At 45.8% G+C, this 23,735-nt stretch carries 23 protein-coding genes, 1 tRNA gene and 1 pseudogene; 9 read left to right on the top strand and 16 right to left on the bottom strand.

The features are described from left to right. Positions 1-46 precede the first annotated feature (46 nt). The 5 genes from narH to ACFBZI_RS01990 all read left to right on the top strand — a co-directional run bounded on the left by narH (position 47) and on the right by ACFBZI_RS01990 (position 5,624). Positions 47-1,585: a nitrate reductase subunit beta gene (narH, locus tag ACFBZI_RS02010; protein ID WP_375714796.1), complete on the top strand. Its 1,539-nt coding sequence runs from the start codon at positions 47-49 to the stop codon at positions 1,583-1,585. Between the two features lies 1 nt (position 1,586). Further along, positions 1,587-2,384: a nitrate reductase molybdenum cofactor assembly chaperone gene (gene narJ, locus ACFBZI_RS02005; RefSeq protein WP_375714795.1), complete on the top strand. Its 798-nt coding sequence runs from the start codon at positions 1,587-1,589 to the stop codon at positions 2,382-2,384. Then, on the top strand, positions 2,381-3,076 hold the full coding sequence (narI, locus tag ACFBZI_RS02000) for a respiratory nitrate reductase subunit gamma (RefSeq protein ID WP_375714794.1): 696 nt from the start codon (positions 2,381-2,383) through the stop codon (positions 3,074-3,076). Before narJ ends, narI begins: the two co-directional genes overlap by 4 nt. 248 nt (positions 3,077-3,324) lie before the next feature. Then, entirely contained in the window at positions 3,325-4,290 is a 966-nt protein-coding gene (locus tag ACFBZI_RS01995; protein ID WP_375714793.1) for a peptidylprolyl isomerase, read from the top strand. 35 nt (positions 4,291-4,325) lie between these two features. After that, on the top strand, positions 4,326-5,624 hold the full coding sequence (locus ACFBZI_RS01990) for a molybdopterin molybdotransferase MoeA (RefSeq protein WP_375714792.1): 1,299 nt from the start codon (positions 4,326-4,328) through the stop codon (positions 5,622-5,624). Positions 5,625-5,747: 123 nt separating this feature from the next. Here the strand turns inward: ACFBZI_RS01990 and ACFBZI_RS01985 are convergent, their stop codons facing one another. The 12 genes and pseudogenes from ACFBZI_RS01985 to ACFBZI_RS01930 all read right to left on the bottom strand — a co-directional run bounded on the left by ACFBZI_RS01985 (position 5,748) and on the right by ACFBZI_RS01930 (position 15,261). Continuing rightward, a complete protein-coding gene (locus tag ACFBZI_RS01985; RefSeq protein ID WP_375714791.1) occupies positions 5,748-6,377 on the bottom strand; it encodes an ATP-binding cassette domain-containing protein in 630 nt (209 codons plus the stop codon). Further along, complete coding sequence (modB, locus tag ACFBZI_RS01980; protein WP_375714790.1) at positions 6,367-7,065, bottom strand: molybdate ABC transporter permease subunit; 699 nt, start codon at positions 7,063-7,065, stop codon at positions 6,367-6,369. The genes ACFBZI_RS01985 and modB overlap by 11 nt, the downstream gene beginning before the upstream one ends. Next, complete coding sequence (gene modA, locus ACFBZI_RS01975; protein WP_375714789.1) at positions 7,062-7,874, bottom strand: molybdate ABC transporter substrate-binding protein; 813 nt, start codon at positions 7,872-7,874, stop codon at positions 7,062-7,064. The genes modB and modA overlap by 4 nt, the downstream gene beginning before the upstream one ends. A gap of 43 nt (positions 7,875-7,917) precedes the next feature. Next, positions 7,918-8,412 carry a molybdenum cofactor biosynthesis protein MoaE gene (locus tag ACFBZI_RS01970; RefSeq protein ID WP_375714788.1) on the bottom strand — a complete coding sequence of 165 codons (495 nt, stop codon included), beginning with the start codon at positions 8,410-8,412 and terminating at the stop codon, positions 7,918-7,920. Position 8,413: 1 nt separating this feature from the next. Then, positions 8,414-8,677 carry a MoaD/ThiS family protein gene (locus ACFBZI_RS01965; RefSeq protein ID WP_375714787.1) on the bottom strand — a complete coding sequence of 88 codons (264 nt, stop codon included), beginning with the start codon at positions 8,675-8,677 and terminating at the stop codon, positions 8,414-8,416. Further along, positions 8,667-9,167 carry a cyclic pyranopterin monophosphate synthase MoaC gene (gene moaC, locus ACFBZI_RS01960; protein ID WP_375716288.1) on the bottom strand — a complete coding sequence of 167 codons (501 nt, stop codon included), beginning with the start codon at positions 9,165-9,167 and terminating at the stop codon, positions 8,667-8,669. Before moaC ends, ACFBZI_RS01965 begins: the two co-directional genes overlap by 11 nt. A gap of 117 nt (positions 9,168-9,284) precedes the next feature. Continuing rightward, positions 9,285-9,758 (bottom strand): annotated as a pseudogene (gene mobA, locus ACFBZI_RS01955) (molybdenum cofactor guanylyltransferase); the annotation flags it as partial. A 133-nt stretch (positions 9,759-9,891) separates the two neighbouring features. Continuing rightward, entirely contained in the window at positions 9,892-10,461 is a 570-nt protein-coding gene (gene moaB, locus ACFBZI_RS01950; protein WP_375714786.1) for a molybdenum cofactor biosynthesis protein B, read from the bottom strand. Positions 10,462-10,577: 116 nt separating this feature from the next. Next, on the bottom strand, positions 10,578-11,255 hold the full coding sequence (locus ACFBZI_RS01945) for an MOSC domain-containing protein (RefSeq protein ID WP_375714785.1): 678 nt from the start codon (positions 11,253-11,255) through the stop codon (positions 10,578-10,580). Between the two features lie 84 nt (positions 11,256-11,339). Continuing rightward, positions 11,340-12,425 (bottom strand): GTP 3',8-cyclase MoaA, encoded by a 1,086-nt coding sequence (gene moaA / locus ACFBZI_RS01940; RefSeq protein ID WP_375714784.1) that lies wholly within the window; start codon positions 12,423-12,425, stop codon positions 11,340-11,342. A 139-nt stretch (positions 12,426-12,564) separates the two neighbouring features. After that, a complete protein-coding gene (gene narL / locus ACFBZI_RS01935) occupies positions 12,565-13,224 on the bottom strand; it encodes a two-component system response regulator NarL (protein ID WP_375714783.1) in 660 nt (219 codons plus the stop codon). A gap of 9 nt (positions 13,225-13,233) precedes the next feature. Continuing rightward, positions 13,234-15,261, bottom strand: a complete 2,028-nt coding sequence (locus ACFBZI_RS01930; protein WP_375714782.1) for a type IV pili methyl-accepting chemotaxis transducer N-terminal domain-containing protein — start codon at positions 15,259-15,261, stop codon at positions 13,234-13,236. A 374-nt stretch (positions 15,262-15,635) separates the two neighbouring features. On the opposite strand from ACFBZI_RS01930, the gene ACFBZI_RS01925 reads away from it, so the two are divergent. Further along, positions 15,636-16,898, top strand: a complete 1,263-nt coding sequence (locus ACFBZI_RS01925) for an MFS transporter (RefSeq protein ID WP_375714781.1) — start codon at positions 15,636-15,638, stop codon at positions 16,896-16,898. Positions 16,899-16,966: 68 nt separating this feature from the next. Then, positions 16,967-18,313 (top strand): NarK family nitrate/nitrite MFS transporter, encoded by a 1,347-nt coding sequence (locus ACFBZI_RS01920; RefSeq protein ID WP_375714780.1) that lies wholly within the window; start codon positions 16,967-16,969, stop codon positions 18,311-18,313. A 106-nt stretch (positions 18,314-18,419) separates the two neighbouring features. On the opposite strand, the gene ACFBZI_RS01915 is transcribed toward ACFBZI_RS01920, so the two are convergent. The 3 genes from ACFBZI_RS01915 to epmB form a co-directional block, all read right to left on the bottom strand. Then, positions 18,420-19,199 (bottom strand): HesA/MoeB/ThiF family protein, encoded by a 780-nt coding sequence (locus ACFBZI_RS01915; RefSeq protein ID WP_375714779.1) that lies wholly within the window; start codon positions 19,197-19,199, stop codon positions 18,420-18,422. Positions 19,200-19,407: 208 nt separating this feature from the next. Next, positions 19,408-19,484, bottom strand: a tRNA-Val gene (locus ACFBZI_RS01910). Between the two features lie 84 nt (positions 19,485-19,568). Further along, positions 19,569-20,630: an EF-P beta-lysylation protein EpmB gene (gene epmB / locus ACFBZI_RS01905; protein WP_375714778.1), complete on the bottom strand. Its 1,062-nt coding sequence runs from the start codon at positions 20,628-20,630 to the stop codon at positions 19,569-19,571. Between the two features lie 144 nt (positions 20,631-20,774). On the opposite strand from epmB, the gene efp reads away from it, so the two are divergent. Together efp and lpxC are read left to right on the top strand one after the other, a co-directional pair. Next, positions 20,775-21,350 carry an elongation factor P gene (efp, locus tag ACFBZI_RS01900; RefSeq protein WP_375714777.1) on the top strand — a complete coding sequence of 192 codons (576 nt, stop codon included), beginning with the start codon at positions 20,775-20,777 and terminating at the stop codon, positions 21,348-21,350. 399 nt (positions 21,351-21,749) lie between these two features. Beyond that, the gene (lpxC, locus tag ACFBZI_RS01895) at positions 21,750-22,655 is read left to right on the top strand and encodes a UDP-3-O-acyl-N-acetylglucosamine deacetylase (RefSeq protein WP_375714776.1); all 906 of its coding nucleotides are present in this window, start codon (positions 21,750-21,752) and stop codon (positions 22,653-22,655) included. A 406-nt stretch (positions 22,656-23,061) separates the two neighbouring features. Here lpxC and ACFBZI_RS01890 read toward each other — a convergent pair whose 3' ends face one another. Beyond that, complete coding sequence (locus tag ACFBZI_RS01890; protein WP_375714775.1) at positions 23,062-23,583, bottom strand: hypothetical protein; 522 nt, start codon at positions 23,581-23,583, stop codon at positions 23,062-23,064. Positions 23,584-23,735 lie beyond the last annotated feature (152 nt).

Genomic DNA, 23,735 nt, shown 5'->3' with positions numbered 1-23,735 from the left:
AAATTTTACCAATTTACCAAGCTGTCGCTAGGTCAAGGAAATTAAGATGAAAATTCGTTCACAAGTGGGCATGGTGCTAAACCTTGATAAATGTATTGGTTGCCACACTTGCTCTGTTACCTGCAAAAATGTCTGGACCAGCCGTGAAGGTATGGAATACGCATGGTTTAACAATGTCGAATCCAAGCCGGGCATCGGTTTTCCTAAAGAGTGGGAAAATCAAGAAAAATGGAAAGGGGGCTGGATTCGTAATGCCAATGGCTCTATCAATCCAAAAATCGGCGGTAAATTCCGAGTGCTTGCCAATATCTTTGCCAACCCTGATTTGCCAACGCTTGACGATTATTATGAGCCGTTTGATTTTGATTATCAGCACCTGCACACCGCTCCAATCGGTGAGCATCAGCCGATTGCCCGCCCACGCTCGCTGATTACTGGCAAGCGTATGCAAAAAATCGAATGGGGTCCAAACTGGGAAGAAATCCTAGGCTCTGAATTTGAAAAACGCCGCATTGATAAGAACTTTGACAATATCCAAGCCGATATTTATGGGCAATACGAAAACACCTTTATGATGTATCTGCCACGCCTGTGCGAGCATTGCCTAAACCCAACTTGTGTGGCATCGTGTCCATCGGGGGCGATTTATAAGCGTGAAGAAGATGGCATTGTCTTGATTGACCAAGAAAAATGCCGTGGCTGGCGTATGTGTATTTCAGGCTGCCCTTATAAGAAAATTTATTATAACTGGAAATCTGGCAAGTCTGAAAAATGTATTTTCTGCTATCCACGCATCGAATCAGGTCAGCCGACTATCTGTTCTGAGACTTGCGTGGGGCGGATTCGCTACCTTGGCGTGCTGCTGTATGATGCCGACAAAATCCAAGAAGCGGCAAGCGTGGCCAACGAAAAAGACCTATACCAAGCCCAGTTGGATATTTTCTTAGACCCTAATGATCCAAAAGTCATCGAACAGGCTTTAAAAGATGGCGTGCCGATGAGTGTTATCGAAGCTGCCCAAAAGTCGCCAGTTTATAAACTTGCGGTGGATTGGAAATTGGCTCTACCGCTACACCCAGAATATCGCACCTTACCGATGGTGTGGTATGTGCCGCCGCTATCACCGATCCAAAACGCCGCCGAAGCAGGGCAAGTAGGTATGGACGGACTGATTCCTGATGTGGACAGCTTGCGTATTCCGCTACAATACCTTGCCAATATGCTCACCGCTGGCGACGAAGAGCCGGTGCGTCTGGCACTAAAACGCTTGCTTGCCATGCGTTCGTACAAGCGTCTGGAGCTGGTCGAAAAACAAGATGCTCAATCGGTGCTTGACGCAGTGGGTCTAACCAAGCAACAAGTGAATGAGATGTATCGCTATCTTGCCATCGCCAATTATGAAGATCGTTTTGTGATTCCAACGGCACACCGTGAAGAAGCGATGAGTGATGTTTTTGCCGAGAAAAATGGCTGCGGCTTTAGCTTTGGTGAAGGTTGTAGTGGCAATAACGACACCAGCATGTTTGGTCAAAGAAAAACCAACCGCCGTGAGATGATTGACACTGTGCAGACATGGGAGTCTTAAGATGGACTTTAAATTATTAAAAGTCATCAGCTTGTTGCTTGACTATCCTGATGATGCGTTGTTTGACGGCGAGCATTTGCACGCTTGCCGTGAGATTGTGATGAAATCTGTGCTAATCAGCCCAGAAGTGCGTCAAGAAATCGCCGAGTTTATCGATGAGCTTGCCAGTCTTGGCAATATTGACGCACAGTCAAGATATGATGGCTTATTTGAGCGTGGTCGCAATCTGTCGCTGTGGCTGTTTGAGCATGTGCATGGCGAGAGCCGTGATCGTGGTCAGGCGATGGTGGATTTGATGGCACAATACGAAGCGGCAGGCTTTGAAATCGGTGTCAAAGAATTGCCCGATTATTTGCCGATGTATCTGGAGTTTTTGGCATATCAAGCCACCCAAACCGATGACGACATTGCCATTCGTCTAGAAATCGCTGATATTAAGCACATTTTGATACTGCTGGCGGCACGATTGGCGGACAAAAACAGCCGCTATGTTTGCTTGTTTAAGGCATTATTACAAATCGCAGGTCAGCCACTTAGCGTGATTGATGATGAGCTTTCAAAAATGGGCAAAGTGATTGACGACACCACGCCAGCGGCGATTGATGCCGAATGGGAAGAAGAAGTGGTCAATTTTATGGCAAATAACGATGAGCAATGCCCATCTAGCCAAACTGCCAAGCGTATCAGCGAGATGGCAGGTGCCAATGCCCAAAATATGCAAACCCAGCCTGTGCATTGGGTGGGTTTTAACCAAAACAACACAACCAATCCCACAAACGCAAAAGGAGTGAATGTATGAGTACGCAAAACTGGATTCATGTTTTCTTGTTTGGAATTTATCCATACATTGCTTTGGCGGTGTGCGTGTTGGGCTGCTGGGCAAGATTTGATTTGTCGCAATATACATGGCGTGCCGGCTCAAGCCAAATGCTGTCGGATAATTATATGCGTGTCGCCAGCAACTTATTCCATGTGGGGATTTTGGTGGTGCTGCTTGGACATTTTTTTGGTATGCTGACGCCGCATTTTGTTTATGAGCATTTCATCACTGTCGCCCAAAAGCAGTTTGTGGCGGTGATTGTCGGTGGTATCGCAGGCGTGATGTGCTTTATTGGCTTGACTATGCTGATTTGGCGTCGCTTTACCAATCCACGCATCAGCCACACATCGACCACCAGTGATAAGCTGCTATTGATTTTGTTATTAGCACAATTGGTGATGGGGCTTGGGACAATTTGTCTGTATCCAAAACACAGCGATGGCGAGCTGATGCTAAGTTTGGCAGGTTGGGCTCAAAACTTGGCAATCCTTCGCCCAGTGCAGGCGGCAACTTTGATTGAGCATGCTGATTTGGTGTATAAGATGCACATGCTTTTGGGAACGACGCTGATTTTGCTGGTGCCATTTACTCGCTTGATTCATATTATTTCAGCACCGATTTGGTATCTGGGTCGCAATTATCAAATCGTGCGTCAGAAAAAATCACGATAAGCGATAATTTAACAACAATCGTAACAGCAATCACGACAATAATAATTTAAACCTAACCGCAATAATAACAACAATAAAATAAGCCCCGCCTTGCCACAAAGATTTATCCTTGTCTTTGTGGCTTTTTTTTGTGTTGAGCGTTGAGCGGATTTGTAAAATTTGCCATATTTTGACATTCTCCCAAAGAAGTATGGCAAACGCTGCCACGATTTTGGATAATGGGCATTATTTATCTTAAGGGGAGATTTATGAGCGTTGGCACTTATATTCCAGACACGCCAGCAGGTTTGGTTGAAGATGATGACGGCATTCGCATTATGCCGACTTCCGATGATTTGACCAAGCCATCATCAGATGCTGAGTTTATCAAAAAAGCCTTGGCAGAAGAGATGTCCAATCACAGCAATCTTATCGCATCAAGCCGCCAGACGCTACCAAAAATCAGCATTAATGGCGTCGCCCTAGACCCCAAAGCGGTGGCTGCCGAAGCTCAATATCACCCTGCCGATAGCCAAGAAGAAGCTCTGTTTTTGGCGGCTCAGGCGTTGGTGCTGCGTGAGTTATTACGCCAAGCGGTGGTGCAGCACTTGGGTGAGACGGCATGGCAAGCTGACGAAGAGACGGCCATCGCCACGCTGATTGAGCAACAAGTGGTTGCCAACGCCCCTGACAAAGCCAGCTGTTTGCAGTATTATAATGCCAACAAAAGCCAGTTTGTCAGTACGCCGATTATGAAAGTACGCCATATTTTGCTGGCATCACCGCCCCAAGAAGGCGAAGAGCGAATTGAGCTTAAAAAACAAGCCTGCCAGCTGATTGAAAAGCTTAAAAATAGCCCAACTCGTAACAGTGATTTTATTGAGCTGGCACGCCAATATTCTGCTTGCCCTTCTAAAGATGATGGCGGTGAGCTGGGCATTTTACAAAAAGGCGGTACAGTGCCTGAGTTTGAGACGGCGGTATTTGCTTTGCCTGTCGGTGTGGGCGTCAATCCGATCGAGACACGCTACGGCATTCATGTGGTTGAAGTGCTACAAAAGCAAGATGGCAAATTGTTGGATTTTGATGAAGCGTATCCGATGATCGAAAATCAGCTAAAACAGCAATCTTTTCATCATGGATTGTGTGATTATTTGTTTAGATTAAGTAAACAAGCGGACATTGTCGGCATCGAATTGCAAATGAACGAACAAAATGTCTATCGTGGCGAATGATAACGCCAAATTGATAAAAGCATAGGAAAAAGCAGATGATTTGTGTAGATGAATTAAAAAAAGCCATCGCCGATAGAGTGGCTACTTATTTAGCTGATGATAATCCTTTGGCATCTCGATCGGTGATGGATATTGCGATTAATGATGCACTCAATCATGTGCTGGCGATTGACATCGATGCTGCTTTTGATATGCCACGCCAAGACTTGTCAGCGATGGACGGATTTGCGTTGGCAAAAAATGGCCAACTGGACAGTGGCAGTACTTTTGACATCATCGGTGAGTCCTGTGCTGGCAAGCCGTTTGTCGGTGAGCTTTTACCCAATCAGGCGGTGCGGATTTTTACCGGTGCAGTCGTGCCAAGCGGCTGTGATACGGTCGTGATGCAAGAAAATACCAATTTTGATGACATTAAGGCGACGCTTGACAAATCGCAGCCGTATGCCATCACACTTAGCCAAGCTGCCAAACTGGGAGCAAATATCCGCCGCCAAGGTGAAGAGATTGCCCAGCATGACCGCCTGCTGACGGTGGGCAAACGCCTAAATCCCAGCGATATTAGCCTGCTTGCCAGCATGGGGCATAAGACAGTGCAGGTGTTTACGCCACTGACAGTGGGGCTGATTGCCACAGGTGATGAGCTGGTTGCTGTTGGTTGCCCGCTGACCAATTTGGCTCAGATTTATAACTCAAACACACCGACACTAAAAGCACTGCTTGACAAATTACCTGTCATTATCAAAGACTACGGCATCACCAAGGACACCTTAGCAGATACCGAACACACCGTCAAAACAGCCATCACCGAATGCGATGTGATTATCTCCAGTGCAGGCGTGTCGGTGGGCGATTATGACTTTTTGACGCAAGTGGTTGAAAATCTTGGCAAAATTAATCATTATAAGGTCGCTATGAAGCCGGGTAAGCCCTTTGTTTTTGGTGAATTTACCGACAATATCGGCAATGCCGATAACAAACGCACGGTGCTGTATTTTGGACTGCCGGGCAATCCGCTATCTACTGTGGTTGGCTGCATCAATTTTGTTCGTCCAGCCTTATGGCAGGCGTTGGGAGCGATGGACGCACCAAAAACTTTGCGACTTTTGGCAAAAACCACCACTGCCATCAAAAAAAATCCCAGCAGACGAGAGTATCAGCGGGGCTATTTTGAGCAAAGCGAGCAAGGGCTTGTCGTTACGCCAGCGGTTGCTCAAGATTCGCACCGCATCAAGCAGCTGTCGCAAGCCAACTGCCTAATCGTGCTGGACGAGAGCAATGCAGGGGTCAAGCAAGGCGAGCAAGTCGCCATTGAGCTGTTTGATTGGGTGTTGTGAGTGTCAAACTTGTATTGATGAAATATTGTGCATTGATAAAACAAAAGGGCGTGGTGTTATCACGCTCTTTTTGTTGCTAAATTTTGACAAATTTTCACCGCTTTTTGGCAAGTTTTTAATCAATTATGGCGATGGCAGATAATAAATCGTATCGGTCAGCTGCTCAATTTCTGCCTTGTCGTGGCTGACATAAAGCATGGGAATGTTGGTATTTTTAATCACTGCTTGAAAAAACGGTAAAATTTCCGCCTTGTGCGTACTGTCAAGGGCGGACAATGGCTCGTCAAGCAGCAGCAAATTTGGCGAATAAAGCAAAGCACGCCCCAAAGCGACACGCTGTTTTTCGCCGCCAGACAGTTTGATGGGTAGGCGATGGGTAAGGTGATTGAGTTTTAATAAATTGATAATCTCATCAGGTTGAAAATGCCGAGAGTCCAAAGAGATATTGTGATAGCCGTAGAGCAGATTGTCCAGCACGCTTTTGTGGGGAAAGAGCTGGGCATCTTGAAACACCAGACCGACACGCCGCTTTTGGATACTAAGATTGGTGTGAGTTTTGGTGTCAAACCAAGTTTGCTGATTGATGCAGATTTTGCCAGTTTTTGGTGTGTGAATGCCGGCAATGGCGTGCAAAATACTGCTCTTACCCGAGCCTGACACGCCAAACAATCCGACAACTTGAGCATCTGAATGCAGATTGACATCAAGGCAAAATTTGCCCAGTGCTAGGTGAAATTGGCAATCAAAGACCATCGTTTATCAGCCTGTGTTTTTGGGTGCGGTTGTACCACTGAGCGATCCACATCGCCACAAATGCCACGGCGATACTAATCATCATCAGCCGCAAAATTTTATCATCGCTATTGGGCTGCTGCAACAGGCTATAAATCGCCAAAGGCAGCGTGCGTGTTTGTCCTGCGATATTGCCCACAAAGGTGATGGTCGCCCCAAATTCGCCAAGACTGCGACAAAAAGCCAGCATTGCACCGATTAAAATGCCTGTTTTTGCCAAAGGCAGGGTGATGCCAAAAAATACCTTGATACGACTTGAACCCAAAGTCATGGCAGCAATCTCAAGCCGTCTATCAACCAGTTCAATAGCAAGACGCACCGACTGCACCATCAAAGGAAAGCCCATCACGCTGCTTGCTAAGACCGCCCCTTTCCAATCAAACGCCAGCTCAATGCCCAAAGCGGACAAATACCGCCCAAAAATGCCTTGATTGCCAAAACCGAGTAAGAGTAGGTAGCCGGGGATAACAGGCGGCAGCACCAATGGCAAAAACACCAAAGTTTCCACCAAAGATTTACCAAAAAACTGACAACGAGCCAGCCAATAACCCACCAAAATCGCAGGTATGATGGTGATGATTAGGCTAAAAAGGGCGATTTTACAGGACAAATAAATCACCTGCCATTCATCATAGCTAAGCCCTGTCATGGCAGCACTTCAAAGCCATATTTTTGGTAAATGCGTTGGGCATCATCGCTTTGTAAAAACTCATAATACTGATGCACGCTGGCGGTATCGCTGTTTGCTTGCTGAACAATCGCCAAAGGATAAACGATGGGCTGATGGCTGTCTTTGTCAAAGGTAGCGACGATTTTGACATTATCCGCCACTGCCGCATCGGTGCGATACACCACGCCCAGTTGGCACTCACCACGATTGACAAAGTTTAGGGCGGAGCGGACATTTTCGGTTTGAACCAATTTGTCTGCCAGTTTATCCCACACACCCAGATAAGTCAGTGCTTGCTTGGCGTATTTGCCGGCAGGGACGCTGTCAGGATTGCCGATGCACAGTTTGCCATCAAATTGCTTGGGGTCAAAAAATCCATCTGTGCCAATGCCAATCGTTGCAGGATTGTCCTTGGGCGTGATAAGCACAAGGCGGTTGGCGAGCAGGTTTTTTTGGCCATCTGCCAACAGGTGCGACTGCTTTGCCAACGCATCTACCCAAGCGGTATCGGCGGACAAAAACACATCGGCAGGGGCGTGATTTTGGATTTGTTTGGCAAGTGTGCCTGATGAAGCGTACGATGTATTGACGGTGCTGGCGTATTTTTGTTGGTAAGTGGCGTTAATCTCGTCCAAGGCATTGCTAAGGCTGGCTGCAGCATAGACAGTGATGGTGGGCGTTTTGGGCGAGTTGTCCGAGTTGTCGCACGCTGTCAGCGTTGCCGATATTGCCACTGTTGCCAAAATCCATAAATTTGCCAAAATACGCTGTATGTTACCACTTTGCATGTTATCACCTTTGTGTTGTCGTCTGTGTTATCGTGTTATTGCTTTACCCATTATTGGACAGCCATAAACTGTCGCTACTGTCGGCATAAAATTCTTGCTTCCAGATGGGGATTTGTGCTTTGATGGCGTCAAGTAGCCAGCGGCAAGCATCAAACGCAGGATGGCGATGATGAGCCGTTACGCCAATCCACACCGCCATATCACCAATTGCCAAATCACCGATGCGATGCATGGCGATGGCGTGTTCGATGTCAAATTTATCACAGGCCTCACTGATGAGCTGCTTGCCTTGATTTAACGCCAACGCCTCGTAGCCATAATAAGTCAGTCGAGTGACAGGGCGAGCGTTGTTGTGATTACGCACCCAGCCCTCAAAAGTCGCTAACGCTCCGCAGCTGCCATCGAGCAGGGCGTTTTTTAGGCGTCTGTCATCAATCGGCGTGTCTAATAAAGCAAAGCCATCAGTGATTGCTGTGCGATAAGCGTCATCAGCGGTTAGGGTGATGGTTGATGAGCCTTGATGTAGTTTGTGGTTCATATCAGCCCCCAGCCACAGGCGGAATAAAAGCAAGCACATCGCCATCGTGGACGGCTGCTTGCCAGTGGGTCATTTGGTGATTGATGGCAACTGCCAATTTGTCTTGGCTCAAATCAAAACCATATTTGGCGGATAAATCGGCATAAATTGCACCCAAATCACCATTGGCGATGGTCAAAATTTCTTCGTCTTTGCCTGCTTGTTCGGCAAGACTGGCAAAATATAATACAGTAATTGTGATGGCTGTTGTTGCATTATTTGACATAATCAGACTTTCCCCCAGTTTTATTAAGCAGGCAAATATCACCGATGATAATGTCATGGCTCATCGCCTTGGTCATGTCATAAATCGTCAAACACGCCACCGACACGGCGGTTAGAGCTTCCATTTCTACGCCTGTTTTGTGGGTAACTTTGGCGGTGGCAGTGGCAATGATGGCATGCTTTTTGTCGTCATAATCAAAGCTTAATTTGACACCATCAAGCGGCAACTGATGGCACAGCGGAATCAAATCACTGGTGCGTTTTGCCCCCATGATGCCAGCGATGTGGGCGGTCTGGGTGATTGAGCCTTTTTTGGTCATGCCATCGGCTTGTTTGATGGCTTGATAAATTTCTGGCGGAAAAATCACCTTGCCGGTGGCAGTGGCAGTGCGTTGGGTGATGGCTTTGGTGGAGACATCAACCATAGAAATCTCGCCATTACTATCGACATGGGTCAGTGTGGCGGTTGGGGTGTGGGTTTGTTGGGTCATAAATTTTTCCAAAGCAAAATCAAATTCATCAGGCGTGTTAAAATTTGCCAACGCTTGCCAATCACCACTGATGGCGATGCTTTGGCAGTGGCACAATCGCAAAAACTGCATCACCGAGCGGTTGCCTGCTGTCAAAAAATCCAGCAAAATCGGCAAAATCCGTGCATGATATACGCCCAATAACGGATAGTCTTTTTCGCCAGTCAGGTGGCTGACTTGAGCAGTGGCGTGTCTAAGCATTTGGGCGATTTTATCAATGTTTAGCAAATGATCGCAACTGACAACCAGCAGATAGCCGTCTTTGATGGCGGATAAACCTGCGGCGATGGCGGACAATGGGCCTGCCCCTTTGCCGGTATTATCACAAGGCAGATAATCGTCAATCGCTATAATGGATTGATTTTTAGTGCATTTTTTATCAATAAACCGCTTGCCATTATCCGCCAAAAAAATCGGCAAATTCAGCGTTTGGGCGTGATTTAGATGAAATTCAAGCAAAGTTTTGCCATCAGGCAAGCTCAGCTGTGCCTTGGGCTGCCCCATGCGGCTGGACTCACCACCTGCCAAAATCAATACGCCAGATAAATTCATGCCACAATTCCAATCATTAAAATGCCAATCATGTGATGATTTGATTAACAAGTTATTATTTTATTTATTATTTTATTCAAATAACAAAAATAATTTTAATTTATTTTAAAAATATCATAAAAATGCCATCACATCAGCCGTGCGATGGATTTTCACGCATCAAATGTGGTACAAAGTTACACGGACGAGTGCGGTTATCCAGCTGATCTTTGATGATGCCTTGCCAGCCTGTGCGACACGCACCTGTTGAACCCGGCAGGCAAAAAATCACCGTGTTATTTGCCATGCCAGCGACGGCACGAGATTGTAGCGTGGACATGCCGATTTCATCTTTGGAGATGGCACGGAACATCTCACCAAAGCCTTGCACTTCTTTGTCAAACAGCACGCCCACCGCTTCTGGCATATTATCACGATGATAAAACCCTGTGCCACCTGTGGTGATGATGGCATGGACACGAGCATCAGCAATCCACGCACTGATGACGGCACGGATTTGGTAAATGTCATCGGTGGTCAGTTTGCGGTCAATCAGCGTATGCCCTGCGTCAGTTAGACTATCCGCCAAAAATTTGCCCGAGCTGTCTTCGTCTAGCGTGCGAGTATCGGACACGGTCAGCACGGCGATATTTAAGGGGATAAATGGCTTATCAGCTTTTGGGGTGTCTGGTTTATGGTTGGGATCGTTACACAGATTGCACATAAGTTATCCTATTGGGTGAATTTAGAAAGTTTAAACTGTTTTGAGTTGCATTTTTAAGCTGTATCGCTTAAGTTAAATTGTTTGATTCAAGCGTTTATTTAGCAAATGTATTTTTACTAAGGGCTTAAGATTTTATTGGAAATCTTTTGTTTCCAGCTGCTCTCTAGGCAGTCAATGGCAAGCCAGCGGTTGGCGATTTGGGCATCGATTTTGCCTTTTTGATTGACCAGCTGCCACAGTGTCTGCAAATTGGCAAATTCAAAAGGGCGAGCAATCAGATACACCGGCAAATTGGCTTGCATCATGCCAGTTTTGACCACTTGATAATACCAGCCAGCGATGCCTTGGCGACTGATAAATGATGAAATGCCGGCGTTATTTAGGCGATCGTTAATCTTATAACACGGTCGTCTGGGCTGTACCACACGCAGCTGTACGCAGTCATCACCATCGCCAAATTGATAGATATCGCCAATGCAGACGGTTTTTTCGTCCATCGGTTCGCCATCGGTGATGACGGTCAAATTCTCTCCCAGTGAGCCAATGTAAGCGTTTAAGCCAAAGGCTTGATTGATGGCATCATAAGTGGTGATGGGCATCTGATGCACCGCCTTTAGCGGCCCGCCGTGAAATTTATGCTCGGCTTGCTCATCATCTTCAAGCCCCAGCAGATTGACCTTCATGCTGCCGTCGATGGCGATTTTATGAATGGCACTCACGCCACGCACAAAAGGTTCAACCTTGCCTGTGCGTACAGCGGTCAGTGTGCCGATGAATTTGGGTAATGTGTCCATAAGATACTCTAAATTGACTAAAAATTGGCAAAAGACCGATAATAACAAGATTGTAGCATCGGATTATAGTACCAAATTATAACACTAGCCGCCAACCATGGACAGATTACGCATCATGCCGCTGTTGGCAGAGTGCAGATAATGATGCTCAGGCTTGATGGGCATCAGACGCTCTAGGGCAGCTATTAGCCCATCGACATCGCCAGTGCTAAGATAAGGGCGAATGTCATAATTTTTACTATCAAACAAACAAAGATGCACCTGACCTAAGCTGCTGACTCGCAAGCGGTTACAATTATCACAAAACTGCGGTGCATACGGCTCAATCAAGCCAATCTTGCCGACATAATCAGGGTGAGCGTATTCGATGGCAGGGCCACCGTCTGTTGCTCGCACGGTGGCAGTCCAGCCGTGTGCATTAAGGTAGTTTTTGATGTGGCGACTGCTGGCGTGTTCGGCAAAAAACAACTGGCTGTTGTCCGAAGTTTGCATAAACTCAATAAAGCGATAGGTAACAGGGCGATTTTTGACAAAATCCAGTGCCGCCATCAGATTGTCATAGGCGGTGTTCGCCATCAAAATACCATTGATTTTTAGGCAAATATCGGTGGATTCTAAGAGTTTATCAATATCGGTAAGCAGGGCAGGCAGGCCGTCATAGCCCGTGATTTTATGAAATTTATCCCGATCAAAGCTGTCAATGCTCAAGTTTAGCTTATCAAGTCCGGCATCGTGCCAAGCACGGATATGCTTGCTAAGTTTATAGCCGTTGGAAGTAACACAAGTGGTGTTGATGCCATCGGTGGCTTTGGCAAGCTTGATAATCTCGGTCAAATCACGGCGAATGGACGGCTCGCCGCCAGTCAGTCGCACTTTGGTTGTGCCAAGTGCAGCAAAGCCCGTGAGCAGCGTGCCAATCTCGTCCAAAGTCAGCTCATTATCTGGACGCTTGCCTTGATAGCCATTGGGTAGGCAATACTCACAGCGAAAATTACAAAAATCGGTGACAGACAGCCGCAAATAGGTCAATTTGCGATGAAAATTATCAACCAGTTCGCCTGTTGGGTGTTGGGACGCTAGGGTCAATTTATTGCCATAAAATACCGTGTCAAAACAATCCGCCGCTGGCATATCAGCTTGCGTCGGCTGGGAGAAGAAAGACTTTTTCATGACAATAACTTATGGGCGTTGCCTCGGTGATGGGTGTAGCACTACTATAACAAAAAAGCCTGCCCTTACCCTATAATTCCATTGATAAAATTTGCCAAATTCGCTACTACTTTGGGTGTATATCGCCCATTTTAAGCAATCAAAGCTGATATTGACCAACCGCCCAGACGGCGATTTCAACTCGAGTACGCAGACCAATTTTACCCAAAATGTGCTTAACATGCACTTTGACTGTCGATTCGGCAATGCCAAGTTTATTACCGATCATCTTGTTGCTCATGCCTTGGGCGATCATTTTTGCTACTTGGATTTCTCGCTCTGTCAGCTCATAGCTGTTGTCGGTTTGTACAGGCTTACGCATGGCTTGAGCCAAAATGGGGGCAAGACTTGGACTGATGACCAATTCACCGTGCAAAATCTTACGCACATCGATGATGATTTGCTCTGGCTCCATGTCTTTGAGCAGATAGCCATCAACGCCCAGTTGTAGGGCATCTTGAACATCTTTGCTGTTGTCCGACACGGTGAATAATAAAACTTTGGTATCGATGCCCAGCTCTCGGATTTTTTTGAGCGTCTCGATGCCGTTTAGCACAGGCATGGTGTGATCCAAAATCACCAAATCCACCGCCTGCTTGTCCAAAATCTCTAAGGCTTCCATACCGTGATTGGCTTCGGCGATGACTTGGACATCTTTTTCTAGGCTTAATAAATCAGACAAGCCACGGCGTAGCATGGGGTGATCATCGACCAGTAGCAGGTGGGCAGGGCTTGTGGCGGTAAAGATTTTAAGAACCATGATGGCGTCCTAGTTGTGAAATTGTTGATAAAATTTGGGCAAAAACCAAATGCTCACCACAGTGCCTTTGGGCGGGTTTTGGCTGTGGCTGTCAGTATCGCCAATGCTACGAATGTTAAACTTGCCGCCCAGACTGTGCGTCCGTTCTTGCATGATTTTTAGTCCATGATGGTGCTGCTCGTCAATGTGCTTGGGTAAGCCCACACCATCATCGCTGATGGTCAGATAAATCCGCTGCTCCACATCGGCATGCGTCTTTTGATACAGCTGGACGCTCACTTGCTGGGCGTGGGCATGACGCCAGATATTTGATAAGGCTTCACGCAAAATTTGCAGCAGATCAATTTGCTCATTGGCACTTAGGTTTTGGCTTAAGATGCGATTGTCCAGCGTGATTTGAAAGCCGCCTTTGGCAGAAAATTCATCACAAGCCTGCTCGATGGCATTATCAAAACTGCCTGACTCAATTTTTAGACGAAAAGTAACCAGCAGCTCTCTTAGCTGGGTATAAGCACTGTCCAGTCCTGTGCGTGCCTGCGATAGCACTTGCAGCAGATTTTGGTTGTGCTTGACAATCTGCGTGCGATCGGCGTGATCATCTTGGACAATGTCGGACAATTGGCGGGCGTGTGTGCCGAGCATTGACAGCTGAATTTTTAGATAAGATAAAGACTGTGCCAATGAATCATGCAACTCACGGGCGATGGTGTTTCTCTCTTCTAATAATATCAGCTGATGCTCTTGCTGTCGTTGTTTTTGGATAGTAAATACTAGACTTATCAGACTTGCCAATGCCTGTATCAATTCTTCGGTAATCGCCGAATTGTTATGATCGATGGCTTGTTGGTGTACCATCAGCTCGCCCCAGTAGCTGTTTTGGGCGTTGATTGGGTAGATTTTGGTTGATGGCATGGATTTGCTTTGACATTGTTCGCAGTTGCCTGTGGAGCAGATTTTGCTGGTGGAAGTGCGATTTTGCGGCTCATCTTTGGCGTTGGTCAGTGGGCTGTGAATGCTGACGCTGTCTTTGGACGAGATGATGATTTGGCTGCTGTCTTTATTGCCATTGGCTGGGTTTGGCAGCTCGTCCAATTTAAGATCGTTTAATTTGAGATAATCATGTAAGCACAAAGTAAAGCCAAAATTTGGATTAATCTTGGAAAAATTCTCCAATAAATGCTGCAGCTTGGATAAGGTAACAGGCTCTTGATTGAGCTGATTTGAAAAATCATACAAAAGTTTGAGCAGCTGATTGGCTTGGGTCAGATGCCAAGTTTTGTTCAGCACTTCTTGGTTGAGCTTGGCTTGGTGGGCGTTGATGGTCTGTGCCATGTCATTAAACGACTGACTCAGTGTGCAAAATTCATCATAGCCGATGATGGGTGCAGGCACATAGCGACCACGGCTAAAATGCTGTGTGCTGTCAATGAGCGAGCGAATCGGTCTTAGCACATTATGCCGCAGCTCATACATACCCAACAGCAGCGTCAATAAAATAATCACCAATGCCGACATCTGTATCACCTGCTGCCAGTGCTGGCGAGCTTCACTACGCATCTGGATCTTTTTGGTCAATTTATTGACTTCGGTGATATAAATCTTGGACGCTGCCAGCGATGCCGAGCGGTCATTGGCGAGCAAAGCAGGCTTTAGCAGGTGCTGCCAATGATGCTGAATGGTTTCGGTCTGGCTGTCAATTTCGGTGTCTTTATTGCCAAGCATATCTTGATAGGCGTCCAGCACATCAAGGCGTGCTTGCATATCATCAATCAGCTGTTGATTGACGGACAGGGCAGGGTCGAGCTTTAGGCTGCTATCAATCGGCAAGGCGGTATCGGTGGCCAAAAGATAATTGATGCGATAAGTTGCCATGCGAATCGAGCCGACCGAGTTGAGTGCTTGAGCGTCAGATTTTGACACCCAAGCCAAAACTGCCGATGTGCTGGCTGCGGCGGTGGCAAAAAACACAATCACGCCAACCGCCAGCCATGCACGCACAGTGATGGCTCTGGGCAAAATACCACGAACATTTAACATATATACCCCCAAAAAGCCACAAAATGCCATTTGAGTCCAAAAAAATTGATTATAATCAGTAAAACACAAACAAGTTATTGAAAATACAGGAAATTATACGCTAATCCTTGAGAAAATCGACTACTTCTTAAGTAGTAGTTGCCCTTATTTTAGGCATAAGAATGCAGATTTATACTTGATTTAAATCAACTAATTCAAAAAAATTTCACTTTATTATAGCTTTATTGCTGATTGTAAATTTTTTTAGTTAAATTGATTAAGCTTGGGGTTGGTTGCCGATTTGGTAAATTGGACTACCAAGCGATGATTTGTGCATTTATTTGTGCATTTTAGCACTTTTTTGATAAGCATTTGACATTTAATAAGAGTCAGACATGACGACAAAATCCACCATTGTACTGATTGCATCGACCACCGCTTTTACGGTGTGTTTTATGATTTGGATGATGTTTGCTGTTTTGGGCATTCCGATTCAGCAGACGCTTGATTTGAACGAAACCCAATTTGGCTTATTGGCTGCCACGCCTGTGCTGACAGGTTCGCTGGTGCGGCTGCCTTTGGGTATGATGACTGACAAATACGGTGGCCGTATCGTCTTTTTTGTGCTGATGCTTGCCACGGTGCTGCCCATTTTTTTGATGGGTTATGCCGATCAATACTGGCAATTTTTGTTATTGGGTCTGTTTGTCGGCTTGGCAGGCGGCTCTTTTTCGGTGGGCATTGCCTATGTCGCCAAGTGGTTTGAAGCTAGCAAACAAGGCTTTGCCATGGGCGTTTTTGGGGCAGGCAATGCAGGCTCGGCATTGACCAAAATTATCGGACCTGCGATTATTGCTATGGGTGCATCGACAGCGGTCAGTGCTGCCGAAGGTTGGCGGTTTTTGCCAAAAGTCTATGCTGGCATCATGCTGATAACGGCAATCGGTTTTTGGATTTTTAGCCATGATAATAAAAATCACCGCACCGCCAGCAAAGCCAGCCTTGCTAGCCAATTGGCTGTGCTAAAAGACAAAAATGTTTGGCGTTATAGTCAATACTATTCTATCGTCTTTGGTGGCTATGTGGCATTGGCATTGTGGATGACCAAATATTATGTGGGCGAATACGGTTTTAGCTTGCAGACAGCGGCATTTTTGGCGGCGTGCTTTAGCTTGCCCGGTGGTGTGCTGCGAGCTTTGGGCGGTTGGTTGTCGGACAAATATTCGGCTCATACCGTCACTTGGTGGGTGCTGTGGTCGTCATTTTTGCTGCTGTTTGTGCTGTCTTATCCGCAGACATTTTTGACCATTCAGACGGTCGATGGCGAAAAAAGCTTTTATGTTGGGCTAAACGCCACCGTTTTTACCGTGCTGATTTTCTTGCTTGGCATCACTTTTGCAATTGGCAAAGCGTCGGTATTTAAATATTTATCCGACCAATACAAAGACAACTTGGGGGCGGTGTCGGGCGTTGTTGGCTTGGCAGGCGGCTTGGGTGGCTTTATTTTGCCAATTATGTTCGGTGCGGCGGTGGACATCACAGGCGTTCGCTCATCGGCTTTTATGATTATGTTTGGCGTCGTGTGGGTGAGTTTGATTTGGATTTATCTATCCGAAGTTAAGCCAAAAATGGAGCAAGACCACAAAACCAAACCCTGATTTATCATCGGCATTATCGCTGATATTTATCATAAACGAACATCAAAAAGCAAAACTTGGAGATAACAATGAAAAACGAACTCAAAGGCGGACGCTGTATTGACGATTGGCGTCCCGAAGATGAGACATTTTGGAATAACGGCGGCAGCCGAGTCGCCAACCGAAACCTGTGGATTTCTATCCCAGCGTTGCTGCTGGCGTTTTCGGTGTGGGTGATTTGGAGTGTGATTGTCGTGCGTATGCCTGAAGTGGGCTTTAAATTTGACAAAGCACAACTGTCGTGGCTTTTGGCGTTGCCTGCCTTGTCTGGGGCAACCATGCGGATTTTTTATGCATTTTTGGTGCCGATTTTTGGCGGTCGCCGCTGGACGACGATTTCCACCGCTTCACTGCTGATTCCGACAATTTGGCTGGGATTTGCTATCCAAAATCCTGACACGCCGTTCATGACTTTTGCCATTATTGCTTTGTTGTGCGGTTTTGGCGGTGCTAACTTTTCATCAAGCATGTCCAACATCTCGTTTTTTTATCCCAAATCCAAGCAAGGCATGGCGTTAGGGCTAAATGCAGGTTTGGGCAACTTGGGTGTCTCGGCGTTGCAGTTTATCGTGCCAGTGGTTATCGGCTTTTCGCTGTTTGGTGCGTTGGCAGGCGATGGGCAAGTTACCGAAACTGGCAACACTTTGTACCTACAAAACGCCGCCTTTGTTTGGGTAATTCCCATCGCCATCATGACGCTTTTTGCATGGTTTGGCATGAATGATTTGAGCGGTGCTAAGGCATCATTTAAAGAGCAATCGGTGATTTTTGGCCGTCAGCATAACTGGATTATGTGCATTTTGTATTTGGCGACTTTTGGCTCATTCATTGGCTTTAGTGCCGCTTTTCCGATGGTGATTAAGCAGTCTTTTCCTGAGATTGACCCTTTAAAAGTGGCATTTTTGGGGCCTTTGGTAGGGGCATTATTTCGCCCAGTTGGTGGCTGGCTGGCAGATAAAGTCGGCGGTGCTCGAGTCACCTTTTGGAATTATGTCGTGATGGCAATCGCTGTGGTTGCGGTGATGATTTTTTTACAAAATGGCAATTTTGTGGGCTATTTTACAGGCTTTATGTTGCTATTTATCACCACAGGCATCGGCAATGGCTCGACTTTTCGCATGATTCCAGTGATTTTTCGCACGCTGCACGAACGCCTAAACTCACCCGATTTGGTCAATCAAGCTCGCAAAGAATCGGCAGCGGTGGTGGGTTTTGCTGGCGGATTTGCTGCTTATGGCGGATTTTTTATCCCAAAAATGTTCGGCTCAGGCCTTGGCGTCAATGGGACTTTTTTGGTGCTGATTGCGTTTTATGTGCTGTGCATTGCTTTGACATGGTGGTATTATTCACGCAAAAACGCCCCATTTCCTTGCTAATCTGTGCTAAAGGCAAGATGGATAAAATCAAAAACGGCTTGGTAATAAGCCGTTTTTTTTTGCTATTATTGGGTTTATTTTGGTAAATACTTTTATAAAATGATTTTTATAAATTGTGGCAAATTGGGCAATTTTCGGCTTTATTAAAGGTCATTTTTTGTAAAGTGGCACGCTTGCCTTGCCAAATCAGTAGCTGATTTCTTAGGCAATTTAAATTTTGACCCAAAAAATGCAAAGCGGCATCAGCCCCTAGCGAGCCAACAACCGCCACCGTGCTTGCCAAAACGCCAGAGCTGGCACAATTGGCGGTCGTGTCTGATTTTGTACCAAACAAGCAAGCATAACAGCCAGTATCGGCAGGCTCAAACAGTGCCGCCTGACCGACTTCACCGATGGCAGACAGCGATAATAAAGGCGTTCGGCTTGCTACGGCATGGCGGTTTAGGGCATGACGAATGGCAAAATTATCACTGCAATCAATCCACAAATCCGCCATAAGCGACGTCAGTGTATTGGCGATATTGGCGTCGTTGAGCTGTAGATGATGTGCCATGACCGCCACAAGATTATTTTGGGCGGCTAGAGCTTTTTGGGCGGCTTGCACCTTTGGTGTGTCGATGTCGGCTTGAGTGTACAGCAGTTGCCGCTGCAGATTGCTGTCGTCCACCGTATCAAAGTCAAACAGATGCACCTTACCCACACCAGCACGCACCAAAATCGGTGCAACCACGCTGCCAAGTCCGCCCATGCCAATGATGGCGATACAGGCGTTTTTTAGCCGAATTTGGGCATCAATGTCCCAACCGTCCAGCAGAATCTGACGACTATAACGCATAAGCTCGGCATCGCTCAAGGCGGTGTGGTGGTTGGGGTTATTTGATGGCATAATTTTATAAAATCTTTAAAACAATTAAAATAATTTAAACTGATAAATACAATGGTACAGAGCCAAAAGGCTTAGTTTGCCCAGATTATGCCGATGGGTCAATACAACTTTGGGGTGATGGGGTGATTTTGGGCGGTTTGGTTTTGATGATAAAAAGCGGACAAAACAAAGGCTTTCCGCACAGTATGGGGAAAGCCTTGTCATAATATGGTAGGCGTAAACGGACTCGAACCATCGACCCCCACCATGTCAAGGTGGTGCTCTAACCAACTGAGCTATACGCCTAAATCGTGGGACTATTCTACCAAGTTTTTAAAATATTGCAAGCATTTTTTGTAAAATTATCAAAATTTATCAAAAGTGCAAATTTTAATGATTGGATTTTTGGTCAAATTTTTGCCAATCGACATATCGATGAATGTCAATCGGCGTCTTAAATGGGCGATTTGGCAGCTCTTGCACCAGTTTTGGTACCAGATACCCCGGCAGCAGCTCAAGCAATTGCCAATAAATCGCCGCCGCTTGCTCAATCGACAGATCAAAATGTGCCGCCCCTTGTACTTTGTCCAAAATGTGTAAATAATACGGCAAAATCCCAGCGTCAAATAACGCATGGCTTAGGCGTGCCAAGGTGTCGGCGTTATCGTTAATGCCAGATAACAGTACGGTTTGATTTAGCAAAATCACGCCTGCGTCTTTAAGCTTTTGACATTTGGCGATAAAAGCATCATCAATCTCATTGGGGTGATTGATGTGTAGCACCATCACCAGCCGTTTTTGGCAGTTTGCGAATAATTGCAAAAGCGGCTCATCAATGCGATTGGGCAGAACGACTGGCATGCGTGTGTGCAGGCGAATGGTGCTGATGTGAGCAATGCCAGACAGCTTGTCTAGCCATAACGCCAAGCGTTTGTTATTTAGGCTCAAAGGATCGCCACCGCTTAACAGCACTTCGTCAATCTCTGGGTGCTGATGGATATAATTGACGACATGCTCAATCTCGTGCGTGCTGGGCTGATTTGCCGCATAATCAAAATGCTGGCGAAAGCAGTAACGGCAATGCACCGCACAAGCACCTGTTACAGTCAATAGCACCCGAGAGCGGTATTTGTGCAATAATCCCTTGATGGGATTGTGGTGATTTTCGGCCAAAGGGTCGGTGTCGTAGCCCAAGATGGGCAAAGCCTCACGAATATCAGGCAGTACTTGTTGTAGTAAAGGGTCATTCATATCGCCTTGTTGCATCTTGGCAATAAAGGCGTGCGGCACACGCAAGGGGAATTTTTTGGGTGCATAAGGCGTGTGTGGCGTGGGCAAGTTTAGCAGCTCAAATAAGGCATGAATATCGCTAACGGCAGCGGCAAGTTCGCTTTGCCAATCGTCAAAATCCGCCATCGTGGGGGCGATGTGTAATTTTTTTGTAGAAATCATGGTTTATTTTTTGACAAAAATCGGTAAAAGTTTATATAATGCAATGTTTGCAAGTCAATGATGCGTTATTATAGCGTATTTTTGCATCACAAATTGAATTTTAACTGAGCGATGCTCGATTTATTTTTAACTGGCAGGTAAATTATGGCAAGTTTTTCTACAAATGATTTTAAAGCAGGTCTAAAAGTCATGCTTGATGGCAACCCATGCTCAATCCTTGAAAATGAGTATGTCAAACCAGGCAAAGGCCAAGCGTTTAACCGTGTTAAGCTACGCAATTTGCGTACTGGCAAGGTGCTAGAGCAGACCTTCAAATCAGGCGACAGCCTAGAAGGTGCTGATGTGATGGATGTCGAGATGAACTATCTGTACAATGATGGCGAGTTTTGGCATTTTATGCACCCAGAGACTTTTGAGCAGCTGCAAGCCGACAAAACAGCGATGGGCGATGCCGCACAGTGGCTAAAAGAAAACTCAAACGCACTATGCACCATCACTTTGTTTAACGGCTCACCATTGTCGGTAACGCCGCCAAACTTCGTTGAGCTTGAGATTGTTGAGACCGATCCGGGTGTGCGTGGCGACACTTCAGGTGGTGGTGGCAAGCCAGCTCGCCTAGAAACTGGGGCAACCGTGCGTGTGCCGCTGTTTGTCCAACAAAACGAAATCGTCCGTGTTGATACTCGCACTGGCGAATACCAAACTCGTGTTTCTGCCTAATTTTGTCAATTTGCACCGTCAAATGCCAAGCAAAATGCGATTGGCATAAGTTGGTTGCAAGCAGACATAAATGGGTAAAAACCATCAAAGCAGCATCTTTTGGGTGCTGTTTTTTTTGTTGAATGATTTGGAAAAATTGCCCAAAAATCAGCCATCTGCACCAAGTTTGGGCAGATTTGTGGCAAGGTTTGGCAAATTTTTGGTAAATGTTGGTCAAATTTACAAATTATAAAACAAATCAAACACAATTATTGATAAAGCCCAAATCGCAGCAGATGACAAAAATGATGCTAAGTGTTAAACTATCACGACACATTTTGAAATATTTTTGGCCTATCTTTCCTGATGTCGTGGATAAAGACGCAACCAAAATATAAGAACAAAATACCGAGAATGATTATGACACAGTTCTATCAGCGTACCGTTGCAAAAGCCATCACAGCGACAGGCATAGGGCTACACAGCGGCAAAAAAGTGACGCTCACCTTGATGCCAGCCGAGCCAGACACAGGCATTGTTTTTGAGCGTACCGACTTGGGGGCGTTTGTGCCGATGAATTCCCATTTGGTACAAGACACCATGATGTCGTCCAATTTGGTGCAGGGCGATGCACGCATTGGCACAGTTGAGCATCTGCTGTCTGCGGTGGCGGCTTTTGGTTTGGACAATTTAATTATCCAAGTGGACGCTGCTGAGATTCCGATTATGGACGGCAGTGCTGCACCGTTTTTGTATTTAATCGATCAAGCAGGGATTGTCGAGCAGACAAGCTTAAAAAAATTCATCAAAATCACCAAGCCAGTCAAAGTACAAGATGGCGACAAATGGGCATGTCTTGAGCCTTATGATGATGGGTTTTTGATGGATTTTGAAATTGATTTTAATCATGCGGCAATTGCGGCTACTTGCCAGACGACTCGTTTGGATTTTAACACCGCCAATTTTGCCACCGAAGTGGGGCAGGCACGCACATTTGGCTTTTTAAAGGATTTGGAATATCTTAAAAAGAACAATTTGGCACTGGGCGGCAGTTTGGACAATGCGGTGGTGCTTGATGATGATTCGGTGGTAAACGAAGGCGGTTTGCGTTATCCCAATGAGTTCGTCCGCCACAAGATGCTTGATGCGGTGGGTGATTTGTATGTGATTGGCCACCCATTGCTCGCCAAATTCTCCGCCTATAAATCTGGCCATGCGGTGAATAATGCCCTAATCCGAGCGGTGCTGGCAGACCCAAGCAGTTTTGAAATTGTAACATTTTGTGACAAAGACGATTGTCCCATCACTTATGTCGATGCCATCTAAGGTCAAGCCAATTGGTGTACAATTGTCCGATACCATTTAAATTCTGGCAAAATAACTGAAATATTACAGACATATTTTATTTCTTGCATAATATTAATAACAAATCCACAAGACCCGTGAAGTTTAACTTCATTGGGTCTTTTATTATGGGTTGATGATGGGCAATTTTTGCCAAAAATGCTTGAAAATTCTGGCAGTTAGCAGGCGTGTTGTGTGTTGATGTTAGCTTGGGCAAGTGGATTTAATATTATGGTGATTTTGAATATTTATCATGATGGCGGATTGTAACTGCCATCGTTTACAAAAAATTACAAAAAGCCAGCAAACCACCATCATAAAAATTTGGTAAATATCGCCAAACAGCTCGCTAATTTTATTTATTTTTATTAAAAATATTTTTCTAAAATTATTTATCATCAGTGATTAAACGCCGCAAAGCCTGCTGCAGCTGCTCATTTTGGGTGACAAATTGGACATTTTGTGCTATTATTTGCTTTGTGTTTTCGCTTAGGGTCTTTTTAATACCATCTGGACGAGCGTTTGATTGCGACAATTGGGGGGTGCTAACCACCTTGATTGCTTGTAACTGACAAAAACGCTGATCATAAGTGCGTAAAGCTTGAACACAATTTTCCATCATATAACGCACATGATTGGCCGCAGTCGAAGAACCCAGTGATAGGGTGATTTGGATTGACGACGCATTGACGACATGACAGTCGCTAAGCACATCTTGGCTAAACAACCCAGCCAGTGCTTGGCGGACAAGCTGTGTTTGTTGTTGCAAATAGTGATATTTGTACGACAACTGTCTGGGCAGTGTCGCACCTGCCGCCGCTTGTTTTTCGAGCTGACTGGCGAGATGATTGGGTTTGCGAGTTTTTGCTAACAAATCATTAAACGGTGTGGTTTTTGTAGAATCAGACATGGTTCACCAAGATGATAAAAAGACCTATGGACATGGTGTCCGCAGAGCAAGTGTATCACGCCTTTTGAGAAAAGTGGTAATCTTATTTGTGTATTTTAATAGCAGTAAGAAGCCCAGTTTTCTAGTACACCAAGGATGTGTATTGTGTGCCA

This window comes from Moraxella marmotae (assembly GCF_042219885.1).
Taxonomy (GTDB): domain Bacteria; phylum Pseudomonadota; class Gammaproteobacteria; order Pseudomonadales; family Moraxellaceae; genus Moraxella; species Moraxella marmotae.
Note: the sequence above shows the minus strand (reverse complement) of the source record. Positions and strands in the feature narration are given on the sequence as shown.